At 60.2% G+C, this 23,062-nt stretch carries 27 protein-coding genes; 11 read left to right on the forward strand and 16 right to left on the reverse strand.

Going from position 1 to position 23,062, the window contains the following annotated elements:
• Nucleotides 1-187: 187 nt before the first annotated feature.
• The 4 genes from HYX42_RS05330 to HYX42_RS05345 form a co-directional block, all read right to left on the reverse strand.
• Complete coding sequence (locus tag HYX42_RS05330) at nt 188-988, reverse strand: FRG domain-containing protein (protein WP_293400608.1); 801 nt, start codon at nt 986-988, stop codon at nt 188-190.
• The gene (locus HYX42_RS05335; RefSeq protein WP_293400610.1) at nt 985-1,386 is read right to left on the reverse strand and encodes a hypothetical protein; all 402 of its coding nucleotides are present in this window, start codon (nt 1,384-1,386) and stop codon (nt 985-987) included. The genes HYX42_RS05330 and HYX42_RS05335 overlap by 4 nt, the downstream gene beginning before the upstream one ends.
• Before the next feature lie 25 nt (nt 1,387-1,411).
• Nucleotides 1,412-1,810: a hypothetical protein gene (locus tag HYX42_RS05340; protein ID WP_293400612.1), complete on the reverse strand. Its 399-nt coding sequence runs from the start codon at nt 1,808-1,810 to the stop codon at nt 1,412-1,414.
• 340 nt (nt 1,811-2,150) lie between these two features.
• Nucleotides 2,151-3,299, reverse strand: a complete 1,149-nt coding sequence (locus HYX42_RS05345) for a cobalamin-independent methionine synthase II family protein (protein ID WP_293400614.1) — start codon at nt 3,297-3,299, stop codon at nt 2,151-2,153.
• A gap of 185 nt (nt 3,300-3,484) precedes the next feature.
• On the opposite strand from HYX42_RS05345, the gene HYX42_RS05350 reads away from it, so the two are divergent.
• From HYX42_RS05350 to HYX42_RS05360, 3 genes are all read left to right on the forward strand, one after another.
• On the forward strand, nt 3,485-3,709 hold the full coding sequence (locus HYX42_RS05350; protein WP_293400616.1) for a DUF2188 domain-containing protein: 225 nt from the start codon (nt 3,485-3,487) through the stop codon (nt 3,707-3,709).
• Nucleotides 3,710-3,717: 8 nt separating this feature from the next.
• Nucleotides 3,718-3,894, forward strand: coding sequence for a hypothetical protein (locus HYX42_RS05355; RefSeq protein ID WP_293400618.1), 177 nt, complete (start codon nt 3,718-3,720; stop codon nt 3,892-3,894).
• Nucleotides 3,895-4,004: 110 nt separating this feature from the next.
• Nucleotides 4,005-4,511, forward strand: coding sequence for a hemerythrin domain-containing protein (locus tag HYX42_RS05360; protein ID WP_293400620.1), 507 nt, complete (start codon nt 4,005-4,007; stop codon nt 4,509-4,511).
• Nucleotides 4,512-4,579: 68 nt separating this feature from the next.
• Here HYX42_RS05360 and HYX42_RS05365 read toward each other — a convergent pair whose 3' ends face one another.
• From HYX42_RS05365 to chrA, 4 genes are all read right to left on the reverse strand, one after another.
• Nucleotides 4,580-5,014 carry a response regulator gene (locus HYX42_RS05365; RefSeq protein ID WP_293400622.1) on the reverse strand — a complete coding sequence of 145 codons (435 nt, stop codon included), beginning with the start codon at nt 5,012-5,014 and terminating at the stop codon, nt 4,580-4,582.
• A 123-nt stretch (nt 5,015-5,137) separates the two neighbouring features.
• Entirely contained in the window at nt 5,138-5,572 is a 435-nt protein-coding gene (locus tag HYX42_RS05370; protein ID WP_293400624.1) for a response regulator, read from the reverse strand.
• Nucleotides 5,573-5,574: 2 nt separating this feature from the next.
• Nucleotides 5,575-6,438: a transglutaminase family protein gene (locus HYX42_RS05375; protein WP_293400626.1), complete on the reverse strand. Its 864-nt coding sequence runs from the start codon at nt 6,436-6,438 to the stop codon at nt 5,575-5,577.
• A gap of 187 nt (nt 6,439-6,625) precedes the next feature.
• On the reverse strand, nt 6,626-7,987 hold the full coding sequence (gene chrA / locus HYX42_RS05380; RefSeq protein ID WP_293400628.1) for a chromate efflux transporter: 1,362 nt from the start codon (nt 7,985-7,987) through the stop codon (nt 6,626-6,628).
• 275 nt (nt 7,988-8,262) lie between these two features.
• Between chrA and HYX42_RS05385 the strand changes: the two genes are divergently transcribed.
• Genes HYX42_RS05385 through HYX42_RS05410 form a run of 6 tightly spaced genes read left to right on the forward strand, consistent with a single transcriptional unit; the run spans nt 8,263 to nt 11,426 of the window.
• Nucleotides 8,263-8,745 carry a VOC family protein gene (locus HYX42_RS05385; RefSeq protein WP_293400630.1) on the forward strand — a complete coding sequence of 161 codons (483 nt, stop codon included), beginning with the start codon at nt 8,263-8,265 and terminating at the stop codon, nt 8,743-8,745.
• 17 nt (nt 8,746-8,762) lie between these two features.
• The gene (locus HYX42_RS05390; protein ID WP_293400632.1) at nt 8,763-9,194 is read left to right on the forward strand and encodes a VOC family protein; all 432 of its coding nucleotides are present in this window, start codon (nt 8,763-8,765) and stop codon (nt 9,192-9,194) included.
• Nucleotides 9,195-9,237: 43 nt separating this feature from the next.
• Nucleotides 9,238-9,681: a VOC family metalloprotein YjdN gene (gene yjdN, locus HYX42_RS05395; RefSeq protein WP_293400634.1), complete on the forward strand. Its 444-nt coding sequence runs from the start codon at nt 9,238-9,240 to the stop codon at nt 9,679-9,681.
• Between the two features lie 28 nt (nt 9,682-9,709).
• A complete protein-coding gene (locus tag HYX42_RS05400) occupies nt 9,710-10,198 on the forward strand; it encodes a DUF1579 domain-containing protein (protein WP_293400636.1) in 489 nt (162 codons plus the stop codon).
• 3 nt (nt 10,199-10,201) lie between these two features.
• The gene (locus HYX42_RS05405) at nt 10,202-10,861 is read left to right on the forward strand and encodes a glutathione S-transferase family protein (protein WP_293400638.1); all 660 of its coding nucleotides are present in this window, start codon (nt 10,202-10,204) and stop codon (nt 10,859-10,861) included.
• Between the two features lie 43 nt (nt 10,862-10,904).
• Nucleotides 10,905-11,426: a C40 family peptidase gene (locus HYX42_RS05410; RefSeq protein WP_293400640.1), complete on the forward strand. Its 522-nt coding sequence runs from the start codon at nt 10,905-10,907 to the stop codon at nt 11,424-11,426.
• Between the two features lie 43 nt (nt 11,427-11,469).
• Here HYX42_RS05410 and HYX42_RS05415 read toward each other — a convergent pair whose 3' ends face one another.
• On the reverse strand, nt 11,470-13,401 hold the full coding sequence (locus HYX42_RS05415; protein ID WP_293400642.1) for a YhgE/Pip domain-containing protein: 1,932 nt from the start codon (nt 13,399-13,401) through the stop codon (nt 11,470-11,472).
• Nucleotides 13,402-13,605: 204 nt separating this feature from the next.
• Here HYX42_RS05415 and HYX42_RS05420 point away from each other — a divergent pair, with 204 nt between their 5' ends.
• On the forward strand, nt 13,606-14,670 hold the full coding sequence (locus tag HYX42_RS05420) for a pirin family protein (protein ID WP_293400644.1): 1,065 nt from the start codon (nt 13,606-13,608) through the stop codon (nt 14,668-14,670).
• 514 nt (nt 14,671-15,184) lie between these two features.
• Nucleotides 15,185-15,748: a DNA-3-methyladenine glycosylase gene (locus HYX42_RS05425; RefSeq protein ID WP_293400646.1), complete on the forward strand. Its 564-nt coding sequence runs from the start codon at nt 15,185-15,187 to the stop codon at nt 15,746-15,748.
• A 183-nt stretch (nt 15,749-15,931) separates the two neighbouring features.
• Here HYX42_RS05425 and HYX42_RS05430 read toward each other — a convergent pair whose 3' ends face one another.
• The 7 genes from HYX42_RS05430 to HYX42_RS05460 form a co-directional block, all read right to left on the reverse strand.
• Nucleotides 15,932-16,921 carry a tripartite tricarboxylate transporter substrate binding protein gene (locus HYX42_RS05430; protein ID WP_293400648.1) on the reverse strand — a complete coding sequence of 330 codons (990 nt, stop codon included), beginning with the start codon at nt 16,919-16,921 and terminating at the stop codon, nt 15,932-15,934.
• A gap of 168 nt (nt 16,922-17,089) precedes the next feature.
• A complete protein-coding gene (locus HYX42_RS05435) occupies nt 17,090-18,070 on the reverse strand; it encodes a tripartite tricarboxylate transporter substrate binding protein (RefSeq protein ID WP_293400650.1) in 981 nt (326 codons plus the stop codon).
• Nucleotides 18,071-18,110: 40 nt separating this feature from the next.
• Entirely contained in the window at nt 18,111-19,673 is a 1,563-nt protein-coding gene (locus tag HYX42_RS05440; protein WP_293400652.1) for a bifunctional 3-(3-hydroxy-phenyl)propionate/3-hydroxycinnamic acid hydroxylase, read from the reverse strand.
• The gene (locus tag HYX42_RS05445; RefSeq protein WP_293400654.1) at nt 19,673-20,551 is read right to left on the reverse strand and encodes a fumarylacetoacetate hydrolase family protein; all 879 of its coding nucleotides are present in this window, start codon (nt 20,549-20,551) and stop codon (nt 19,673-19,675) included. The genes HYX42_RS05440 and HYX42_RS05445 overlap by 1 nt, the downstream gene beginning before the upstream one ends.
• A gap of 25 nt (nt 20,552-20,576) precedes the next feature.
• On the reverse strand, nt 20,577-21,482 hold the full coding sequence (locus HYX42_RS05450; RefSeq protein WP_293400656.1) for a VOC family protein: 906 nt from the start codon (nt 21,480-21,482) through the stop codon (nt 20,577-20,579).
• On the reverse strand, nt 21,479-22,537 hold the full coding sequence (locus HYX42_RS05455) for an amidohydrolase family protein (protein WP_293400658.1): 1,059 nt from the start codon (nt 22,535-22,537) through the stop codon (nt 21,479-21,481). Before HYX42_RS05455 ends, HYX42_RS05450 begins: the two co-directional genes overlap by 4 nt.
• Nucleotides 22,537-22,962, reverse strand: a complete 426-nt coding sequence (locus HYX42_RS05460; RefSeq protein ID WP_293400660.1) for a heme-binding protein — start codon at nt 22,960-22,962, stop codon at nt 22,537-22,539. Before HYX42_RS05460 ends, HYX42_RS05455 begins: the two co-directional genes overlap by 1 nt.
• Nucleotides 22,963-23,062 lie beyond the last annotated feature (100 nt).

The raw sequence follows: 23,062 nt of genomic DNA on the forward strand, positions 1-23,062 counted from the left end.
ATGGTACTTGAGGCCCTACTAGGTTACCGCGGGCGCAGGTAACAGATGCAGTGGGTGGTCGCGTTTACAACAACCACAACGCCCACCGCTGGGGCACCGCGTCGAGGGTGGTCTGGCGTCGCATACAACTGGGCAGTACGCGGATGGAAGGCAGTGCGGCAAGTCCGTCTAGTTTTATTCAAAGGGACTATTCCGAAGCGTAATTACGTAACTCCATTTGTATTGAAGATGCTAGGCCTGCCAAATCTCCATATATAGATTTGGCGTTAATGCTCATTTTTCTGAGACCAACATATACCGACTCGTATAGCTTTGCAGGAATAACAATTTTTTGAATTGTTGTCGTTCTATATGTAGCACTGTTCAGGACGTCCTCGATGCGCTGACCAAGATTTCCTGTCATTAAGAAGGTTCCTGATTGACGGTCTATCCTCGCATTCAGTTCAGTAGGCTCGGTTAGCCAAGCGATGTCGTAAGCGCGACGATCTATGGTCAATTCAAAAACTTCGTCCTGTTTGTTTTGCATAGATGTACGAGTCTCTAAAAATGTGCGATCGTTCTTTTTAATGAACGCCAAAGAGTTTTCCATCAGCGAAGAATAGTCAATCAAAAAGATAGAGAAGTCCTGTTTTAAAAGAGGATCGTATTTCTCCAAAGCGAAATACAAAGCTATGTACGGACTTGTAGTGAAATCGATCAGGCGCGTAGGCACCCCATAGTGCTGCATCACAGACAACCAAGCCAGCTTGGATTTCGGGGTGTGTTCTTGCCCGCAGTAAATGTGGTACTTCGATTGAAATGTAGTCAGCGAATAGGCCTCAAATTTTGTGGCTTTTTCTGCCGCCCAAGTTCTCCCGAGGAGTCGCTCTAGCGCTGATTGAAGACCCCACTTAGCATTGCACTGCCCTCGAAATACATAGTGGTTTGGTAAAGAATTGAGTACTTGAGTCAGCTCGTCAATGCTGGTAACCGTTTTCTCAAGAATCACTCACGCACCTCTTTGTAAGCAAGTTGGATTCGTCTCAAAATCTCTTCATCCTCAGCATCATGAGGAATGGTGATTGTCTTGGCTTGCGCTTTAAGCGATATTGGGATGGTTCGACCACCTTGTGTATTCTGAATACGAGCAGAAGCTTTATTGCCAGTTGCCGCAGTTGATTTGGTCACCTCTGTTACGGCGTCTTCATCTAACGAAGGCCCAACGACTGAGACATTCCCTTTATCGGCTCCCAGTTGCTGGCAGTAGTAGGACATTGGCTTCTGAAAGATTTCATCTGCGTCAATGGGGTTTGGACCTGTGAAATCGGCGCGAAAACGTTTTATTGCGTATGCCGCATGAATTTTCTGAAGGAAGCTTTCAGGATCCGGAATAAGATCAATTCTCACCTCTATGCTGTTCTCGCTAACCACATCAGTCCTCGAGCAATTTCTGAATCTTTCGCGCAATTGATTGAACATTTGGTGCAACTTTTGTTCGTTTTCCGATACCCAGCAAACCAACCTGGAGGTCGTAGAAAACGAATGTGTAGGGCCCTGAATCATCCAGTTGATCTGCAAAATTGCCTGAAATCGGATCGAATTTTTCTATGGTAGTTTTGCTGGTTCTTCCGACTGCGAATTTTCCACCTGATGCGTTGATGGACTCAATATTGCCGATGTGCCATACGTAGTTGCGACGAAGTTCCAGCGAAGGTCGTTCTTGTAAGCTCCCCGAAAACAGAGAGCGCGCGCTCATATTTGAATCAAATAAGCGTCCCTGCGCCGACTTAATGAACTTGGCACGATAAAGGTGATATTCAATCGGTTGCACATAGCCTCCAGCTAAAGCGGTCAGTCGCGTAAGTCTTTCAAATTGGACGTGACAGGACGGGTGTTAGTTTTTGTAACATGCATCATGACTGCAATATTAAAAATTTACTAGGGGGTTGTCTTGGCTTCCAACTTCACCCGTACTCATGGCGTACTCTGAAGTCAGCCATGCGCTCTTCAGGCTGAAGATTTCGATATCAGCAGAGCTTTCGAAGGCGCAACCATCCGCGCAGTCGCCGACCTGCTTTAACTTGCAAGGCAATTGAAAAGCTATATGTGGTTAAGCGAAGCGGGGATGGGTCCCGGATCTAGTCCGGGATTACGAGAGAAGTTTCTTCGCGTCAGCTTTTCCAAAACTGCTTCGTAGCAATCCGCGCCCCCTCAGCCATAGCCGCCATCTTGGCCCACACCACATCCGGATCCACAGCAGCCTGACCCACCCAGGTGCCGTAGCCGCAATCGCTGCCCGCAATGACGTTCTCGCGGCCGACGAGGTTGGCGTAGCGGCCTATGCGCTGGGCGATGAGCTCCGGGTGTTCGATGAAATTGGTTTTTGATTCCAGCACGCCGGGGATGAGCACCTTGCCTTCGGGCAGCTTGACGCTCTCGAACAAGGTCCACTCATGCGCATGGCGCGGGTTGGCGGCTTCGAACGAGATGTATGACGGCTTGGCCTTGAAGACGACATCGATGATGTCGGCCAGCGGCACGTCGCAATGGTGCGGGCCTTCGTAATTGCCCCAGCACAGGTGCATGCGCAGCTGCTCGGGCGGGATGTTGGCGACCGCGTGGTTCAGCACCTCGATGTTGAGCTGGGCGTTCTTGCGAAACTCTTTCACCGGCAGGTCGGCGAACTGTATGTGCCGGCCCATGGCGAGGTCGGGGCAATCAAGCTGCAGCACAAAGCCGGCTTTGGCGACCGCTTCGTATTCGGGCCGCATGGCCTCGGCGATGGCGTAGAGATAGGTTTCGCGGTCCTTGTAGTGCTGGTTGGCAAAGAAGAGGCCGACAACACCCGGCGAGGCGGCGCTCATGAAGCCTTCTTCTGACTTGACGGCGGCCAGCGCGTCCTTGAGGTTCTGCGCATCGGTGTGGGCGGCTTTTTCGTCGCGCACGCTGATGTCTGATGTGCAGGCGGGCGTCTTGCGGCGCGAACGACCGGGGTCGCCGAAGACCTTACGCTCCAGCACCGGGAAGTCGTTCAGGTCCTGGTATTTGAAAGAATTGCTCTCGCCGCCAAAGCCGTCGAGCCTGTCCTTGATGTAGGTGGCGTAGCTGGGTTTGCTCATCTCGCCGTCGTTGATGATGTCAACACCGGCTTTGGCCTGCTTGCCCACCACCTCGGCCACGGCAGAGCGGATGCGCGCATCCAGGGCAACAGGGTCCACAGGCACGCCTTCTTCCTTGGCGAACATCATCTTGATGAGGTCATCCGGCCTGGGCAGGCTGCCGGTGTGTGTGGTGAGAAACCGTTCGGTACTGCGCTTCATGTTTTGTCTCCTTGTTTGGGGGTGGCGGCCTGGGTAGCCTGTTGAGTGTACGTAAAGCGGCAGCATGCGGCCGGTTTCAATGTACGCCGGGCATCGTCCTACATACCGGTTATGGCGCCGGACCTAGGATGGTTTTCCCCCACGTGAATAACCCTTGAGCAACACCATCAACAGGAGACCATGCAATGGAAAACTACCATGTCAAAAAGCACCAGAACCACTGGGACCTGACCCGGGAAGGCGCCGCACATGCAGCCATCTCAAAGCCCACCAAGTCAGAAATCATTTCGGCGATGGAAACGTTTGTGAAGGACAAAAAAGTGTCCGTCAAAATTCACGGCGAGGATGGCCGTTTCCAGGAAGAGCGCACCTACCCGCGCAGCAGCGACCCCAAACGTTCACCAGGTTGAGGCACGCCATGAAAATCGATTCAACGCCCGAATATGTCGGTCTTCGTGAAACCCTGCAACGGCTGAAGGCCGCACCTGTGCCTGACCAGTCCGCCATCGACCGCGTGATTGATGAGCTTGAACAGGTTCAGCTTCGCATCAAGAATGAACAGATGGGCATACAGGGCAACAACCCGAATGAATGACGCTGGCGTGGTGGTGATTTTTCCTACAGGCGCTGACGTGCACGGATGACGTGCCGTGAAGTGTGTGAATACGAACATGGATTCACCATCACAACCCACGGAGCAACCAAATGGCAAGCACTGCAAAACCAGCAGCTAAAAAATCCGCGCCCGCAAAAAAAGCGGCAGGCGCAAAATCGCAGGACGCGATCGCCATCCTGCGTGCTGACCACAAAAAGGTCAGCGGCCTGTTTGAAGAGTATGAAAAGACCAACTCGGGAGCGAAAAAGTTCAAACTGGCGAACGAGATCTGTACAGAGCTGACCGTGCATGCGGAAGTCGAAGAAGAAATTTTTTACCCTGCAGTCAAGGCAGCCTTGAAAGACAAGGAACTGGTGCCCGAAGCGACGGTGGAACACGCCACACTGAAAGACCTGATTGCCCAGGTCAAGGACAAACAGCCTGACGGCGAAATGTTTGACGCCAAAATCAAGGTGATGTCTGAATACGTGAAACACCACGTCAAGGAAGAACAGAACGAGATGTTCCCCAAGGCGCGCAACACCAAACTGGACATGATGGCCCTGGGTGAGCAGATGCTTGCGCGCAAGCAGCAATTGCTGGGCGCGGCACCCTGAGCTTTCGCGGCAGGGCTGCAGAAACAAAAAGGCCAGTGTTGACTGGCCTTTTTTATGCGCTTTGATGGCTAGCCGGTTTGCCAGTCTGGCGTTTGTTCTGTGATCAGCCCCATGCTCTTCATGCTGCCGAGATTGGCCGCATGTGTCTTGCAAAACTCCACAAGCTTCTCGACGTCCTGCGACTTGTCGAAAACCTCGTCAGCGCCAAGCTGGCGGCAGTGCTCGAGTATGCGTTGCTGGCCGTAGCTTGTGAGTACGACCACCTTCTGGCGGGCAGAGCGCGCCTGCACTTCCTTGAGAACACCAAAACCGGTGCCTATGCCCAGAAACAGATCAACAATCGCAAGATCCCAGTTACCGTCATTGGCACTCAACCACTCTTTTGCGTCTGCCTCGCTTGTTGCAACGCCGACAAACCGCAGGGGTGCGATTTCTTCCATGGCGTCAATCAGCGTGTCACGAATGTCCTCCCGGTCTTCTACCAGGAATGTGCTTAAAAACATGAGTCAACCCGTTAGTTATTCTGCTGATAACTTATGGCGGGCCGTGTGTGGTTAAAGTGGGCTACGGCAACCACACGGCGTAGGTGAAGTCTGACCTGGCCCCCGGAGCCCGGATGCGTTCTGCTATGTACGCTGCTCACCCGCCACAAGGCCGTGGTCCTGCATGAAGCCAACGTAGGTGGCGTGTACCTTGCAATAGTCAACCAGGTTCTCGATGTCCAGGCTTTTGTCAAAAATCTGGTCTGCGCCCAGATCTAGGCAATGCTGCAATATCTTCGAATTGATATAGCCGGTCAGCACCACAACCTTTTGCAGCGGGCCGCGTGACCGGCATGCTTTCAGAACGCCCAGCCCGCTGCCGTCCGGAAGTACCAGGTCAATGATGGCCAGGCTCCACGCGCCTTCATGGCTCTGCAGCCATTGCCTGGCTGATGCCTCGTCAGTGACGATGCCCAGGAAGCGAAAAGAGGTGAGCGTCTCCATGGCCTCGACCAGAACATGGCGCGTGTCCTCGTGGTCTTCAACCAGAAGGGCGTTCAGTGTTGCTGTGTCCGTCATGATCACACGGGGTGTGATTCCGTCCCGGCAACCGGTTGCGGGCACCGGGGTGGGGGACTGCTGGCCGGGGCGCCGTCGTCTTCAAGCGCGCTGACTTGGACCTTCATCGCGTCCACTTTCAGGGGCGTGCCGCCGTAATCAGAGATGAAGGCCACGTCAGCGGCGTCGCGGCCATACGCCAGCACGATGCGGCCGCCCACGGGCTGCTCCTGCGTGGCGTCAAAGGTATACCAGCGCCCGCCGACAAAAGCCTCAAACCAGGCGTGCAAATCCATCGGGTCAAGCTTGTGCAGGTAACCGACCACAATGCGTGCCGGTATCTGCAGGCTGCGGCAGAGTGCGATGCCGACATGCGAGAAGTCGCGGCACACGCCGGCACCGAGCTTGAGCGTGTCCATCGCATCGGTGGTGGCTTCGCTCACACCGTATTTGTATTCAAGGTTGTGGTGAATCCAGCTGCGGATTTTCTCGACCTGTGCATAGCCTGCGGATGCATCGCCCACAATCTCGCGCGCGCGTTCGGCCATCTTGTCCGAGGGGCAATAGCGGCTCTGCAACAAATAAAGGAGGGCGTCGTCGGGCAGTTGTTCTATCGGCGTGGCGGGTGCATCAGGCGCAACGGCAATCTGCGCCTCCACCGCCATGGTCACTTCAACGGCGATGTGCATCTCGCCGCGTGGCACAACCAGGCGCTGGCACAGGTTGCCGTAGCTGTCGACGTATTCGGTGGTGGGCACCCAGGGGTGCAGTTCGTAGCGATCACTGATGATCCATTGCGCAGCGCCACTGCGCGGGCGCAGCATGGCGACAAGAGGTGTATCGACCGCGGCGGTGACGGTCAGGGTGCAGGAGGCCTTGAGTTTCATGACAATTGAAGGGGTGGACAACGGGCGTGAAAAGCGGAGCGTAGGTCGTCAATATGGCGGGGCTTGTAGGCCGTTGGCCGGGCCTGTTGCAGGCCGGCGCTCTGTTTTTATTTTTGTGGCTGTCATCCCCCTGTCATCCCGGACTCGATCCGGGAGCCATCCCGTTTCGTTCGCGATGGACTGCGGATCAGGTCCGCAATGACAAGGTAGTGACCAGCCCGATCAGCGCACAGGCACCCAGCAAAGGCATCACCCCGACCTTGAAGCGAAACAGTGCAATGGCGGCTGCGCCGGTGATCAGCGCTGACACCCCGTCAAAACGGCCGGCAAAACCCTGCGGCCAGAAGACGTGGTACGCGAAGAACATGGCCAGGTTGAGGATGACGCCGACCACCGCTGCCGTGATGGCTGTCAGTGGCGCGGTGAACTTCAGCTTGCCATGTGTTGATTCAATCAGCGGGCCGCCCGCCAGGATGAAGATGAAAGACGGCAGGAAGGTGAAGAAGGTCACCACTGCGGCGGCGGCTGTGCCGGCCATGAAGAGCGCGTTGGGGCCAAAGACCTGCGCGCCCCAGCCACCGAGGAAGCCGACAAAAGCCACCACCATAATGAGCGGGCCGGGGGTGGTCTCGCCCAGCGCCAGGCCGTCGATCATCTGCGCGCCTGTCAGCCAGTGGTGGTGCTCGACCGCGCCCTGGTACACATAGGGCAGCACGGCATAGGCACCGCCAAAAGTCAGCAGCGCGGCCTTGCTAAAAAACCAGCCCAGCTGCGTGAAAGTGCCCTGCACGCCATACATCGTGACCAGTGCCGCCATGGCCAGCAGCCAGAGCGCGATGCCGATGCCCAGCACCTTGAGCAGGTGGCTGCGCGAGAACAATGCATGTGTGGGTGTAGGTGTGTCGTCGTCTATTAGTGCCGGCCCGTAACCCCGAGCTGTTGCTCCATGCCCGCCACCAGCCGAGAACACGCCGGGTGCGATGCGCGCACCGAAGTGGCCAATCAATGCTGCAGCGATCACGATGAGCGGAAACGGTGTGTCGAACGCAAAGATGGCAATAAAGGCCGCGGCGGCGATGCCCCACATCCAGCGGTTTTTCAGTGCGCGGCTGCCTATGCGGTGCGCCGCATGCAGCACCAGTGCGGTGACCGCGGGCTTGATGCCGTAGAAGATGCCGCTGACGACAGGCACATCGCCAAAACGCAGGTAGATCCATGACAGCGCGACGAGGATAAAAAACGAAGGCAGCACAAACAGCGCCCCGGCCACAATGCCGCCCCAGGTGCGGTGCATGAGCCAGCCGATATAGGTGGCAAGCTGCTGCGCCTCGGGGCCTGGCAGCAGCATGCAGTAATTGAGCGCATGCAGAAATCGCTTTTCGCTGATCCAGCGGCGGCGCTCCACCAGCTCGGTATGCATGATGGCGATCTGCCCGGCCGGCCCGCCGAAACTGATGAAGCCGAGCTTGAGCCAGAAGCGGAAGGCCTCGGCGAATGAGACGGGTGGGGGCGGGGAAGAAAGGTCGGTTGAAGGCGTGACGGTGTCCATGGAAAAGTCCACACAAAGTTATCAGCACTTGGACGGGACACCGTCTACCTCATGGGCAGTTTGCAACTGCCCTGTGGCCGGGAGGCTGTTTTCCCGATTTGCGGATGGTATCAGAGGGGCGTTGATGAAGGGCACAGCGGCACCCTCCGCTGACAGCTCCCGGGTTTACCGATAGTTACGCTTCGAGAAGATTATTTGTAGCCATCATGTCGATTCCACCCGAACCCGTTCGTCGTCATCATGTAGAGCATCAAAAGCACCAAAAAGGAGCCACCATGCAGAAAATCACCACCTTCCTGACTTTCAAGGACCAGGCCGAAGAGGCTATGGACTTTTATGTCTCGGTCTTCAAGGGCGCCAAGAAGGGCCACACCCGCCGTTACTTCAAGGGTGCCCATATGCCTGAAGGAACCTTCATGACCGGCACCTTCGAGATCGAAGGCCAGACCTTCATGCTGCTCAATGCGGGCGTTGACTTCGGTTTTGGCGGCGGCGGTTATTCGCTGTTTGTCGATTGCAAAACGCAGGACGAGATCGACCACCTGTGGACCAGCCTGTCTGAAGGCGGGGAGCAAAAACGGTGCGGCTGGCTACAGGACAAGTTCGGCATCACCTGGCAAATCGTGCCCGGCATTCTCGGCGAACTCATGACCCGGAATGACAAGGACCCGGCGGCTGCCGACCGCGTCATGCAGGCCATGATGAAGATGACCAAATTCGACATCCAGAAGCTGAAAGACGCGCACGACAACCGCTGATTTACAGGAGAGCAACCATGCAAAGCCAGATATATGTCAGTCTGCCAGTGAAGGACCTCGACAGGACCGTCGCCTTTTTCACCGCGCTTGGTTTTAAATTCAACGCGCAGTTCAGCAACGAAAAGGCTGCCTGCATGGTGATCAACGAAGGTGCCAGCTACGTGATGCTGATGGCCGAGTCCTTCTTCAGGACCTTCACGCCCAGGCCGGTGCCCGATGCCAAAACCACCGCCGGGGCGTTGATTTCACTGTCGCAAGGCAGCCGCGAAGACGTCGACGCGATCGTCGCCAAAGCCGTCGCGGCCGGCGGCAGCACGCTCAACAATCCGCAGGACCACGGCTTCATGTACGAGCATGATTTCGAAGACCCTGACGGGCACCTGTGGGGCGTGATGTGGATGAACCCCGCGCACGCCACCGCACAGCAAGCCACGGGCCAGCCGGCCTGAGTACCGTCAAATCCAGAGCAATCCCCAACCAAAGGAGCACACCATGCAAGTCCAGCCCTACATCTTTTTCGAAGGCAAATGCGAGGAAGCCATCAACTTCTACAAGACAGCGCTCAATGCCGAGGTCGTGATGTTGATGCGTTACAAGGACAACCCCGAGCCGCAGGCCAGCGGTGACGGCTGCGGCCCCGGCATGTCCAGCATCAAGCCTGAAAGCGTCATGCACGCAACCCTGAAGATAGGCGGCACCGACGTGATGATGTCCGACGGCATGGCCTCGGGCAAGCCCGAGTTCAAGGGCATCACCCTCTCGCTCAACCCGGCCACCGAAGCAGAAGCCAAAAAGCTGTTCGAAGCGCTGGGCGTGGGCGGCCAGGTACAGATGCCTATGGCTAAAACCTTCTTCTCGCCCTGCTTCGGTATGGTGGCCGACAGGTTTGGCGTGTCCTGGATGATTGTCGTGCCCGGCGACATGCCGGCAAGGTAAAACCGGTCAACCCAAAGGAGAACGCGCCATGGAAGCAGCAAAACCCACCCCCGAACACGAATGGCTCAAGCAGTTGCTGGGCGACTGGACCATGACCGGCGAATGCGACATGGGACCCGGCATGCCACAGGCCAAAACCACGGGCACCGAACACGCACGCGCACTGGGCGAGCTGTTTGTGGTCGGTGAAGGCACCGGCGAAATACCCGGCGGCGGCAGCGGCACCATGCTGATGACGCTGGGCTACGACGACGCAAAGAAAAAGTTTGTCGGCAGTTGGGCCGGTTCGATGATGACCGGCATGTTCTTCTATGAAGGCGAACTTGATGCCGCAAAAAAGGTGCTGACGCTGAACACCCAAGGCCCGAGCTTCAAGGGCGACGGCACGACGGCGCGCTACCAGGACGTCATCACCATCATCAGCCCCGACGAGCGCACCCTGCATTCGCAGACGCCCGGCCCCGATGGCCAGTGGAAGCGCTTCATGACGGCGACCTACAAACGCGTTAAAAAATAAGCCATGAACCTGCATCTTTACTGCCACCCCTTTGCCTCCTACTGCCAGAAGGTGCTGAGCGCGCTGTACGAAACCGGCACGCCTTTCAGCAGCACGGTGGTCGACCTCGGCGACGAAACAGCACGCACTGACTTTTACGCCATCTGGCCGATAGGCAAGTTCCCGGTGCTGGCCGACCGCACGGCCGGGCAGATGATTCCCGAGTCGAGCATCATCATCGAGTACATCGCCAGCCAGGTGAAGGGCGGCGATGCCTTGCTGCCTCGTGAGCCCGGTCTTGCATTGCAGGTGCGGCTCTGGGACCGCTTCTTCGACCACTACATCCACGAGCCTATGCAGAAGATCGTGACCGACCGCATCCGGCCGCCCGGCCAGCACGACCCCCACGGCGTCGCCCAGGCCCGCAGGTCGCTGGCCACGGCTTACGGCATCGTCGACCGCCACATGGCCGGCAGGCTGTGGGCAGTGAATGACCGCTTCAGCATGGCCGACTGCGCAGCATCCCCATCGCTTTATTACGCTGCCCGGGTGGCGCCGATACCTGACAGCCTGCCCAGCCTGCAGGCCTATCACCGCCGCCTGCTTGAGCGGCCATCGTTTGTGCGTGTGCTCAAGGAGGCCGAGCCCTACGCGCACTTTTTCCCGAAAGAAAATTCCGAATAAGCAGGGATAGGCAGCATGCCGCGATACGGGTATGCTGCACCTCATGACGTTTCGGCACGCCAGTACTTTTGGCTTTGGCACGTCCCTATGGGTCGGCGGCACTGCGCTGGTGTTCGCGTCGCTGCTCGTGCTTACAGGCTGCGCCACGTCACCCGGCTTTTCACCCTACCCGGCAGCGCAGCCGCGCCTGTCGGCCCAGGAAGCCAGTGATGTCACGATCTACGCCATCAGCCTGGTCGGCACGCCCTATCGTTATGGCGGCAACACGCCGGCTTCGGGCTTCGACTGCAGCGGGCTGATAGGCCATGTCTATAAAACCCGCGCCAGCACCGCCTCGCCCCGTACCGTGGCGGCACTGACCAACTGGGGCCAGCCGGTTGCAGCCAGTGCGGTGCGCACCGGCGACCTCGTGGTGTTTGTGCAGAACGGCGTTGCCACGCATGCGGGCATCTATGTCGGCGAGAACCGTTTTGTACATGCGCCCTCTAGCGGTGGCGAAGTGCGGCTGGACAGGCTGACCTCGGTGTACTGGTCGCGGCAGGCTTACTCTTTCCGAAGGCCTTGACCCGGGACCTTGACGCCAGGCGCAGGCCGTCAGCTCACAGGTATCACAGGTCTATCGCAGGCCGGTACTCTTCAGGCGCCACAAAACGCCAGCGGCCGACAAAGGTCGCCATCACCAGGCCTATTACGGCGGCACAGGCAATCACGGCGCTCAGGCTCAGCCACTGGTTGTCGTAAGCGCCAAACATGCTGGCCCTGACGGCCCTGACCACCCAGGTAAACGGCAGCCACGGGTTGATGCTCTGGAAGAACGCGCCGCTCAGTTCGATCGGCAAAATGCCGCCGCCCGACGACAGCTGCAGTATCAGCAGGATGAGCGCCACAGCCTTGCCCGCATCGCCAAACGCACGCGTCAGCACCACGATGATGAGCATGAAGGTCAGCGACGAGAGGGCCAGCGTCAGCGCGAGCCCCGGCAGGTGAATCACGCGTATGTTGAGGATGAACAGCAGCATCAGCAGGATGACCAGCGCCTGGCCCAGCACGATGGCTGCCGGTATCGCCAGCTTGCCGAGAATCTGCGCGAAGCGTGTGTGGCCCTGCGCGGCTTCAGGCAGGCGCCGCAAGTGAAAAATAAAGGCCGTCATCACCGCACCCAGCCAGAGCGCCACCGGCACAAAGTTGGGTGCAAAGCCCTCGCCATTGTTGGCCACGGGCGCATCAATCTCCATCACCGGCTCCACCGATGACGCCAGGCCGCGAGGGCTGCCTTCAAGCGACTGGATTTGTGTGGGCAATGAACTCGACAGCAGTTCCAGCCCGGCCGACAGTTGCTGCGAACCATCACGCAGTTTGCCGAGGCCGCCGCGCAGGTCCTGCGTGCCTTTGGCCAGTGCGGTGCTGCCTGCTGCCAGCTCATCGAGTTTTGTGTCTGCAGGCAGTGCAGCGGCCATGGCTGAAATGCCGTTGCCCATCTCGCCCACGCCGTCGGTCAGCGCCGCCACGCCGGTAGCGACGCGGTGCGAACCGTCAGCCAGTTTCATTTCACCGTTGCGCGCAGACTGAAGCCCGGCCGTCAACTGCGCGCCACCTTCGGCGATTTGCCCCGCGCCGGCAGAGATGCGGCCACCGACCAGCGGGATGGCGCTGGTCTCGTCACGCAACTGGCCCGCGCCATCGGTGAGCTTCTGCGCGCCGGTGTGCAACTCGTCCAGGCCCTTGCCGAGTTCGGCATGCCCGGCAGCCACGCTTGCCGCGCCGCTCTTGAGTGCCTGCAGATCCTGCGGCTTGGGTTTTTTGGCGTCCATGGTGCGAATGCCGGCGCCCAGTTGCCTGACGCCACCCGTCAACTGGCCCACACCTGCTGCCACCTGCTCGCCACCGGTGGCCAGCTTGCCCGAGCCCGCATGCGCCTGCACCAGCCCGGCCTCCACCGCCTGCGCGCCGGTGCGCAACCTGCCCACACCATCGCGCAGCTTGACCACGCTCTGTCCCGCGTCGGCAGTCGCACCCAGCACAATGGCCCAGCGTTTTTCGTTCAGGGTTTCATTGACCTGGTGGCCCAGTTCTGCGGCAAAACGCCGCGCCAGGCCGGCACCCGTGTAGTTGTCACCTTCTGAGGCATACACCACCAGCTTGCCGCCGCCCGATTGCAGGCCAGGCACAGCGGTAGCGCTGAAATCACGCGGAATGATGAGCGCAAAGGCCGAGCTGCCCTGCCGCACCGCCTTGCGCGCGGCAGCTTCGTCCGTCTCTACACGAAAGCCGAACGCCTGCTTGTTCTGCAGCGTGTCGGTCAGCTCACGCCCCAGGTTGACCTGCTGGCCGCCGTAGTTGATGCCCGCGTCAAGGTTGATGATGGTGGCTGGCAGCGAGGCCGTACGCCCGGCAGGGTCCCACACGCTTGAAAGGTAAATCAGCGCATACAGCGCGGGTATCACCAATATGCCGAAGACCGACACGCGCAGCTTGGGGAAGCGGCTGAACAGCTCTGCTTCCATGCGTGCGATGGCCAGGGCGTTGCGTAAGATCTTCATGTAGCTCCTGCGGCTCAAATGCGGGGCGGGCGGGATGGCCATCTGCTGCTCCTGATGATTATCGTCAGGGAGGGCCTGCGTGTCCCGGCGCGCCAAACCCCCGCGCCGTGCGCTTGAAAGCCGATCCGGTTACCCTTATATGCTTTGTTTGAAAGCCCGGCAAAATCCAGCCGGGAAACAGCATAAAGCCCAGAAAGGCCCACCATGTCCAGCTCCAGCGCAGGCACCAGCCCCATCCTCAACATCAAGCCGCTCGGCCCCCGCTGGGAGACGCTGGACCCCTTCCTGTTCTGCGTCTACCACGACGATGCCTACCCCGAGGCCAATGCCGACATGAGTCCCAAGGCCTCGCTGGCTGGCCGCGACATCGGGCAGGATTTCAGCCGCAAGGACGGCTGGAGCATGTACCACGGCCAGACGGTGCCCGGCTTTCCCGGCCACCCACACCGCGGTTTTGAAACCGTCAGCATCGTGCGCAAGGGTTTGATCGATCACTCTGATTCGCTGGGCGCGATTGCGCGCTTTGGCCAGGGTGATGTGCAGTGGCTGACCGCCGGGCGCGGCATCGTGCATGCAGAGATGTTCCCCCTGCTGAAAGAAGACACCGACAACCGCATGGAGATGTTCCAGATCTGGCTGAACCTGCCTGCGGTGTCCAAAATGGCGCCGCCGCACTTCAAGATGTTCTGGGCCGAAGACATTCCCGACACGGTAGCCAAAGACGAGCAGGGCCGCGCCACGCATGTCTCCGTCGTCGCAGGCAAACTGAAAGCCGGCAACGAAGCGATTGACCCGCTCGCACCGCCGCCTGATTCATGGGCCGCACGCGAGCACGCCGACCTCGCCATCTGGACACTGCGCATGGAGCCCGGTGCGAAATGGACGCTGCCCGCCGCAGCCAAAGCCACGAATCGCGTGCTGTATTTCTTCAAGGGCAAGTCGGTCACAGTGGCCGGCCAGGCCGTCAACAGCAGCGGCGCCATCCAGCTGCAGCCTGATGTGGCGGTCGAGCTGGTCAACGGCGATACGGTCAGTGAGTTTCTGGTGCTGCAGGGCAAGCCGATTGGCGAGCCTGTGGTGCAGTACGGCCCGTTTGTCATGAACAGCCAGGCCGAGATCGTGCAGACCATGCAGGAGTACCAGCGCACCCAGTTCGGCGGCTGGCCCTGGGGCGACTACGCACCCACGCATGGGCGTGACCCGGCGCGGTTTGCGAAACATCCTGATGGGAAGGAAGACCGGCCGCAGGCTGAGACTGCAGCGGCCTAGGTTGCAGCACTCTGGGCAGACGCGCGTGCTTGGCGCCGTGCCCTTCACTGCCAGGCCGGGTCTCGCCCCGGCGGGCGACTCACTTTCTCTTGCTTCGCCAAGAGAAAGTAAGCAAAGAGAAGGCGACCCTGTTCGTCGTCCCCTACGCTTCGCTGCGGGGCACCCTGCGATGCTCGGTCCAGACGGGGTCTGAAACAACTCGGCTAGCGCCTCAAACAAGTTTCAGCCCTGATCCGTCTGGCCCTGCGCTTCTCGGCTCCTCTCCAAGGGTTGGGGGAGATGAAGACAAAAACAGGAGCCAATACCAATCTACTGTCTCGGTCATTGCGGACCCGATCCGCAATCCATCCTGAACGAAGCGGGGATGGATCCCGGATCAAGTCCGGGATGACAGAAAGAATCCCCGAATCCATTCCCCAACCCCGTGGAGGCTGGGCCGAGCAGCGCAGGGTGCCCGAAGCGAAGCGTAGGGACCCAGACGTCGGGTCGCCTTTCCATCAGCTATCCTGCAAAAATGCCCGCCTTCCCCCTGGATTTCTCAGCCGACTCGGAAGTAGTCGCCCACCAGCTCATAGGCATGACCGTCCTCATCGATGGCGTGGGTGGCGTCATCGTCGAAACCGAGGCTTACGACCAGACCGACCCGGCATCCCACACCTTCGGCGGGCAGACGCCGCGCAACGCCGCGATGTTCGGGCCGCCGGGGCGGGTCTACGTTTACCGCTCTTACGGCATCCACTGGTGCCTGAACTTCGTGTGCCGCGAGCCCGGCCACGGCGCCGGGGTGCTGATACGGGCGATCGAGCCCACGCACGGCCTGGAGCGCATGCGCGAGCGGCGCGGGCTCACCGACATCCGCCTGCTGTGCGCCGGCCCGGGGCGGGTAGGCCAGGCGCTGGCGATTGACGGCAGCTTCAACCACATGCGGCTTGACCGGAGGCCCTTCAAGCTGGTGGGCCAGCCGGACGCGGCGACTGTGCGTGTGCTGACCGGGCCGCGCATCGGCATCAGCAAGGCGGCTGAGGTGCCGTGGCGCTTCGGGCTGGATGGGTCACGCTTCCTGAGCCGGCGGTTTTAGCCAGAGGGGCAACGGTTTGCTATTTAATTAATAGCTGCTCACGTGCGTATTTATTGGCCTGCAGCCGTTTTTGGGGGTCAAAAAGGCCTGTTTTTGGCGTTTTTCCGGCTTTGGACACTGCCCGGACGGGCCAGAAAGCCCAAAATGTAAAGTTGACTTTACATATGGCCGCTGCACGCCAGCTTATTCCGGCTGTATGCCGCCAGCCTGGATCGCCTTGCGTGTGCGCTCTATGTCTTTGCTGAGGTAGTTGCGGAAGTCCTGCGCGCTGCCGGCGGCGGGTACGGCGCCGTTGGACTCAAACGAATCGCGCAGCGCCTTTTGCTGCAGCGCGACCGCCAGCGCCTTGCGCAGGGTGTCGGCCACTTGTGGCGGCAGGCCTTTGGGTGCCATCAGCCCAATCCAGCCTGAAAACTCGAAGCCGGGCACGGTGTCGGCCAGCGACGGCGCGTTGGGAATCGGGTGCGCGTCCTGCGCCATGCTGTGGCCCAGCAGGCGCAGCCGGCCTGATGACACGAGGCCCAGCGCGGCCGGCGCGGGTGTCAGCACCCAGTCGGTTTCGCCCGACACGACAGACGCCACGCCGGCACTGCCGCTTTTGTAGGGCACATGCAGCGACTCGAAGCCTGCCGCGCTCTGGAAAGCCAGGCCCGCCAGGTGGCTGGCCGAGCCTATGCCGGCCGACGCCATATTGGTCTTGCCGCCTTTTGATTTGGCATATGCGATGAGGTCTGCCGTGTTCTTCACATTCAGGCTGGGCGTGCAGACCAGCACGTTGGGCAGCAGCGCGACCAGCGAGACCAAGTCAAAGTCATTCAGCGGCTTGTAGGTGACGGCTTTCTGCAGCAGCGGCGCGACGGTGATGGAGCTGCTGGACGCCACGATGAGCGAGTAGCCATCAGGCGCAGAGGTCCTGCCGGTCTCGACACCTATGGCCCCTGCGGCACCGGCCTTGTTGTCGACCACGATCGCCTGGCCCAGCGGCTGCGTCATCTGGTTGGCGACGATGCGGCCTATCGTGTCCACGCTGCTGCCCGCCGCATTCGGCACGATGAACCTGACGGGGCGTTGCGGCCAGGAGGCTGTTTGCGCGAAGGTTTCCAGCGGCAACAAACCTGCAACTCCCAGCCAGACAAGACCCTGGCGGCGATTGATGCGAGGTCGTGTGTTCATGGTGCTCGTCTCCGTTGTATTTACGTTGTATTTATCTCGACGTGCCATCTATCCACTCTGCGTCTTCACCAGTGCTGTCGTGGAACCGGCTTCGCCGGGCCACAGACAGCGTCCCCTGCAAGGGGAGAGGCGGCTACGCGAAGCGAGTCCGCAACAGGGGTGTGCCATTTACTCGGGTAATACGCCGATCTCCTTTGTGATCGCCGCCCACCGCGTCATCTCGTTTTTCAGGAAAGCGCCGGTCTGCTCGACCGATACATTCGGTTCTGCAATCGGGCCTATGGTGGCGATGCGATCAGCGACTTCCTTGTCGGCCAGCATGGCGCCCAGGTCGCGGTTGAAGCGCGCGATGGCCGCAGGCGGCGTGCCCACAGGCGCTACGACCGCAAACCAGCCGACCATGTCGAAGCCAGGCATTTTCTCGGACAGCGAGGGCACCTGCTCCCAGCCGGCTACACGTTTGGCCGAGGTGGTGGCCAGCACGCGAATGCGGCCCTGTTTGGCCAGTGCGGCGGTCGAGGCCAGGTCGGCCACGATGGCATCAATGTGTTTGCCCATCAGGTCCTGCACGCCGACGCCTACCGACGAGTACGACACCAGGTTGGCCTGTGCCGCACTGCGTGCGTTGAACAGGCGCGCAATCATGCCGCTGAAGGTGCGCGGGCCTTCATTGCCCAGTGTCAGCTTGCCGGGCTCGGCCTTGGCACGTGCCACCAGTTCTTCAATCGACCTGATGGGTGAGTTGGCGTCCACCAGGATGGCAAACGGGCTGCGCGCCACAAAACCGACCGGCACAAAATCTTTCTGTGCGTCGTAAGGCAGTGTCTTGAAGAGCAGCGGGTTGGTGATCAGCGCGGCGGTAGTCGCGAAATAAAAGTTGGTGCCATCAGCCGGCGAACGGGCGGCGAACTGCGCGCCTATCGTGTTCTGGCCGCCGGGCTTGTTGTCGATGATGACGGGCTGGCCCCAGCTTTTGGCCAGTCGCTCGGACAGCAGGCGCGCCACGTTGTCAGGGCCGGAGCCGGGCGGCTGCGAGAGAACCAGCTTGACGGGTTTGTCGGGCCAGGCGGCGGTCTGCGCGTGCGCGGCGGGCAGCCAGGCTGCGAATGACAGGGCGGCGAATGAAAGGGTGAGCAGTCTGCGGTTCATGATGTTGTCTCCTTGGGTTTTCTTTAGTGCGTTGAAAGCTTCAGTTTGAATTGGCGGTTTCAGTTTCGTTGTGGTGTGCCGCAGAAGGCCAGGCCTTGCGCCAGTTGGCCAGCAGCTGATCGAGTTCTGCCTGGGTAGATGCGGTGCCAAAGGTGTAGTGGTCAGGGCGCACGATGGCGGCATGGCAGTTGTGCTTTTGCATCCACAGCGCTGTGACGCCATCCGCTTCTGTCAGCGCCTTGCCGAGTGCGACAAGCGTCATGGGGGTATCCGGTGATGCGAGCTTGCCGTCCGTCACGAGTCGCCAGCCGTGGCCAAAAGTTTTGTCCATCAACACGGCGTTGCCCGAAGCAGCATTGATGCGCGGTTGGGGAAACAGCGTGCCGCGCCCTGTTGTCATTGCGGATGACAGCAGGCCGGTTTCGAGCCGCGGAATGACATCCTGGCGCGGCGTGTCTTTCACCACACCGCCACATTCGTCCAGCATGCGTTTGTCGCGTGCGCGTGCCTTGCCGAGGTCGCGTTCGCAGATCACTGCGCCTGCACCCTTGATGCGGGTGGTCAGGTCGCGCACATGGCGTTTGCGTTCGTCGCCGTAGCTGTCGAGCAAAGCATCGGCGGCCTTGCCTGCTACTTCGTTCTTCAGCACGGCGGCAAGCTTCCATGACAGGTTGGCCACATCACGGATGCCCTGGCACATGCCCTGGCCCATGAAGGGCGGTTGCTGGTGCGCGGCGTCACCGGCGAGAAATACCCGGCCCTTGCGCCAGTCGTGTGCGACCAGTGCATGGAAGCGGTAGCTGGCCTGGCGCCACAGCTCGCCATCTTCAGGTGTCAGCCAGCGCGACAGCAGCTTCCAGGTGTTCTCAGGCTTGGCCACCTCGACGGGGTCCTCGCCCTCTTTCAGCGATATCTCCCAGCGCCTGTGGTTGCCCGGGCCTATGACCATGGTGCAGGGGCGTTCGGGCTCGCAGTACTGCACACTGGTGAGCGGCAATTTTTTAAGACCCTGCTCATTGACGAGCACGTCCACCACCAGCCAGGGTTCGTCGAAGTCGAGGTCATCGAGTTCAATGCCGGCCTGTGCGCGCACGGTGCTGGTTGCGCCATCGCAGCCAATCACATAACGGGCCCTGACTGTCTGTTCATTGCCGCTACTGTTGCGCAGCTTCAGCGTTACGAGCCCATCACCCTGGCTCAGGGACAGCAGCTCCGCGCCGAGTTCAATGGTGACGGATGGCAGCGCCGCAGCGCGCGCGCGCAGGATGCGCTCGACCGGTGGCTGGGTAAACACGTTCGACGGCGTGTAGCCCAGCGGATACGGCGGCGCAACCATGGTCATGCGGCGTATCAGCTGACCATCCACCCCAAAATATTCAGACGGGGTGAAGGGTTCCATGTGCGGCAGCACGTCTTCGGCCACACCGATCTGCTGGAACACGCGCATGATCTCGTGGTCAAGCGCAATCGCGCGCGGCTTTTCATACACCGTGCTGGTTTTGTCGCAGACATACGTCTTCAAACCGGCCTGGCCGAGCAGGCTGGCGGCCACGGCGCCTGATGGGCCAAAGCCGACGATGGCGACGTCATACACCTGGGTCATCAGAGGACCTCGTCGAGTAATTCGTTGGCGATGGGGTTGGACAGCAGGCCGACCTTTTCAATCTCGACCTCATACACATCACCGGCCTTCATCCACACCGGCGGTGTGCGCGCCTGCCCTACGCCTGCGGGTGTGCCCATGACGATGACATCGCCCGGCTCCAGCGTCAGCACGTCGGCCAGCAGTTCAATGGTTTCGGCGACACTGAAAATCATCTCGCTGGTGTTGGCGTCCTGCATGACCTGGCCGTTGAGGCGGCCCTGGATCTTGAGGCCGGTGGCGCCGGGCGCCAATTCATCGGCCGTGACGAGCACGGGGCCGAAGGCGCCGGTGTCGTCGAAGTTTTTACCAATCGTCCACTGCGGTGTTTTCTTCTGGTAGTCGCGCACCGACATGTCGTTGAAGCAGGCATAACCAAACACGTGGCGCAGTGCAGTGGCCTGTCTGGTGTGGCGGGGTACCCGGGTGCCGATGACCACGGCGAGTTCGGCTTCGTAGTCAAACCTTGTCGACACGGAAGGAACGCGGCCGACAGCCTTGTGTGCAATCAATGAGCTTGCACCGCGAAAGAAGAACCAGGGGTAATCGGGCTTGTCCCGGCCGCCTTCCTTGGCATGATCGAAGTAGTTGAGACCCAGGCAGATGATCTTGCCGGGCTCGGGCACCAGCGGCGCCAGCGTGAGGCTGTCGAGTTTCAGGCGTGGGGCACCTGACGCAAAAGCAGTCTTGCCCGCAGCTGCGAGGTCAATACCGGCGACCAATGCCGCCCGCATGTCCGCAGGCACCTGCGGCTGTGCCGCGTTGAGATCGATGACGTCGTTGCCGTCAACCGCAGCAAGGCGGGCTTTGCCGTCTTTCAGGAAAGTCGTGAATTTCATTTTTTAAAAAGGTGAGAAGAAAAAATCAGGCCTGTGAAGGCACAAAAAACACGGCGCGCTGCGCTTCTTTCAGCCTGGCGCTGGGCGGTGCCGAAATGCCCCAGTGATCGACACGGCCTGCGGGCCACTTCCAGTCGTCTGGCGTGCCGACCTTGTAGCTGTCGTCCACCTGCTGCACGTCGGCGGTGTATTCAATGACCACCCCGAACGGGTCGATGAAGTAATTGAAGGCGTTGTTGCCAGGGCCGTGGCGGCCGGGGCCCCATTCGATGCTGTGCCCGGCGTCCTTCATGCGGCCGCCACCGCGCATGACCGATTCGATCTCGGGCATCACAAAGGCGATGTGGTTGAGTGCGTCGTTGTCTGCATCGCCCAGCGCCAGGCTGTGGTGGTCGGCATTGCAATTCATGAAGGCCATGATTCTGGTGCGGTCCAGCAGGCGAAAGCCCAGTGCCTCTTCAAAGAACTTTTGCGATTTGGGGATGTCATGCGCGTTGAGCACCACATGTGCCAGCCGCATCGGGTGGTCTTTTTGCTCGCCTGCGTCGCTGTGGCGCTTGTCGCCGTACACCACCTGTATGAGGCGGCCGTCGTGGTCGCGCACCGTCAGGCCCTTGCCGCCTGCAGGATCTGTCAGTACGCCCAAGGGCTGGGCGATGCTACCACCGGCGGCTACGGCGTTTCTGGCGATCTCGCCCAGCGCCGCTTCCGAGTGGGCGCGAAAGGTGACGTGCCTGATCTGGGGCTTGTCACCGCCCTGGTGCAGCGACAGCAGGTGATGGTCTGCGCCCGTGCCGCGCAGGTAGATGGCGCCATCGTCACGGGCAATGACCTTCAGATTCCAAACCTCGGTGTAGAAGGAAGCGGCTTTGGCCAGGTCTGGCATGTTGAGGGAGACGCTGCGCAGCGCGGCGATTGTGGGAGAGGTCATGCGTTTGTCCTTGCAGGCGCTTGTGTATGAAGGTTCATGCCGAGAAAGCGCTCGGCATTTTTGAATGTGAGCTGTTTCAGCACGGCGGCGTCAAAACCGGTGGCGTTGACCCGGTCCACCGGCGTGCGGTCGTGAAAGTTGAAGGGATAGTCGGTGCCCAGCATGAGCTGCGTGCTGCCGAACATGTTTGTGAGGTGCTGCAGCGTTGGGGTATCAAACACCAGCGTGTCGAAATACAGCTTGCGCGCCTGCTCTGTGGGCGAGGTCTGCACCTGCTCTTTCAGTGCAGGGAAGACCGACCATCCCTGCTGCAGGCGCGGCAGCAAACTGGCCAGTGTGCCCCCACCATGACTGAACGCGATGCGCAGTTTGGGGTGGCGCATCATGAGGTTGCTGGTGATGACGGACGCGGCGGCCAGGCCCACGTCTGTAGGGTAGGCCAGCACCTGCTGCAGCGGCGGCGGGCCGACGAGCCTGTCCATGCCTGCGGGTTTGACGGCATGCACAAAGACTGATGCACCCAGCGCTTCACAGGCTTCGAAGAAGGGCTCGAAGTGCGGGTCGCCGATCACCTTGCCATTGACGTTGCTGCCTATCTCGACACCGACCATGCCCAGCACCTCAACGGCGTAGCGAAGCTCCGTGATGGCGAGATCAAGGTCCTGCAGCGGTACTGCGCCCATGCCTATCAGTGCACCGTTTGACTCTGCCGCCATGGCGGCGATCTGTTCGTTCAAAAAGCGCAGCAGTTGTTGTGCTTCGTGCGGCTCAAACCAGTAAGAAAACAGCTCCGGCATCGGCGAGATGACCTGCTTTGCCAGTCCCATCTGCGGCAGATCGGCCAGGCGGCGCGTGGTGCTCCAGCACTTTTCGGACACCGTGCGGTAGTTCTTGCCCGCAATCATGATGTGGCGGTGGCACAGGCCGTTGGCGTTCGGCGCTTCGGCTGTCGATGGCCAGAGTTTGGGCATGGGTCCGCCGAAATAGGCGGGGAATTTTTCGGGCACGACGTGCGCATGCACGTCTATGCCGCAGGCGCAGGGCAGGGCGGTCATCAGGCGTGCTGGAGGCCGGCGGCTGCGACACCGGCGATGCAGATGGCTTCGTCTTCATCGCCGGTGCCGCCCGATGCGCCCACTGCGCCGATGACGGCGCCTGCGGCATTCTTGATGACGACAGAGCCGGTCTGCGGAATGAATTTGCCTTGCGATACGGCCGACAGCGAGCCGTAGAAGTTGGGGTTGTCCTTGGCGCGCTGCATCAGTGTGCGGCTGGAGGCGCTGAAACCGACGGAGGCCCAGGCCTTGCCGGTGGCCACGTCGATGCGGAACATGCTGGCGCCATCTTCACGCTGCACGGCCTTGACGTGGCCCGCATCGTCGAGCACCACGACTGCCATAGCCTTGTAACCGGCCTTGCGCGCTTCGGCCAGCGCGGTCGTGATGATGGTGTTGGCTTGCGCCAGGGTCAGTGTGGTCATGATGTTGTCTCCGTCGTCACACATTTGTGCCGCGCAGGGACGCGCGGCATGCGTTGAATGACCGGAGTCTAGGCAGGCTGTGGCCATCCATCAATCCAAT

It is taken from the genome of Polaromonas sp., assembly GCF_016185115.1.
Classification (GTDB): domain Bacteria; phylum Pseudomonadota; class Gammaproteobacteria; order Burkholderiales; family Burkholderiaceae_C; genus Polaromonas.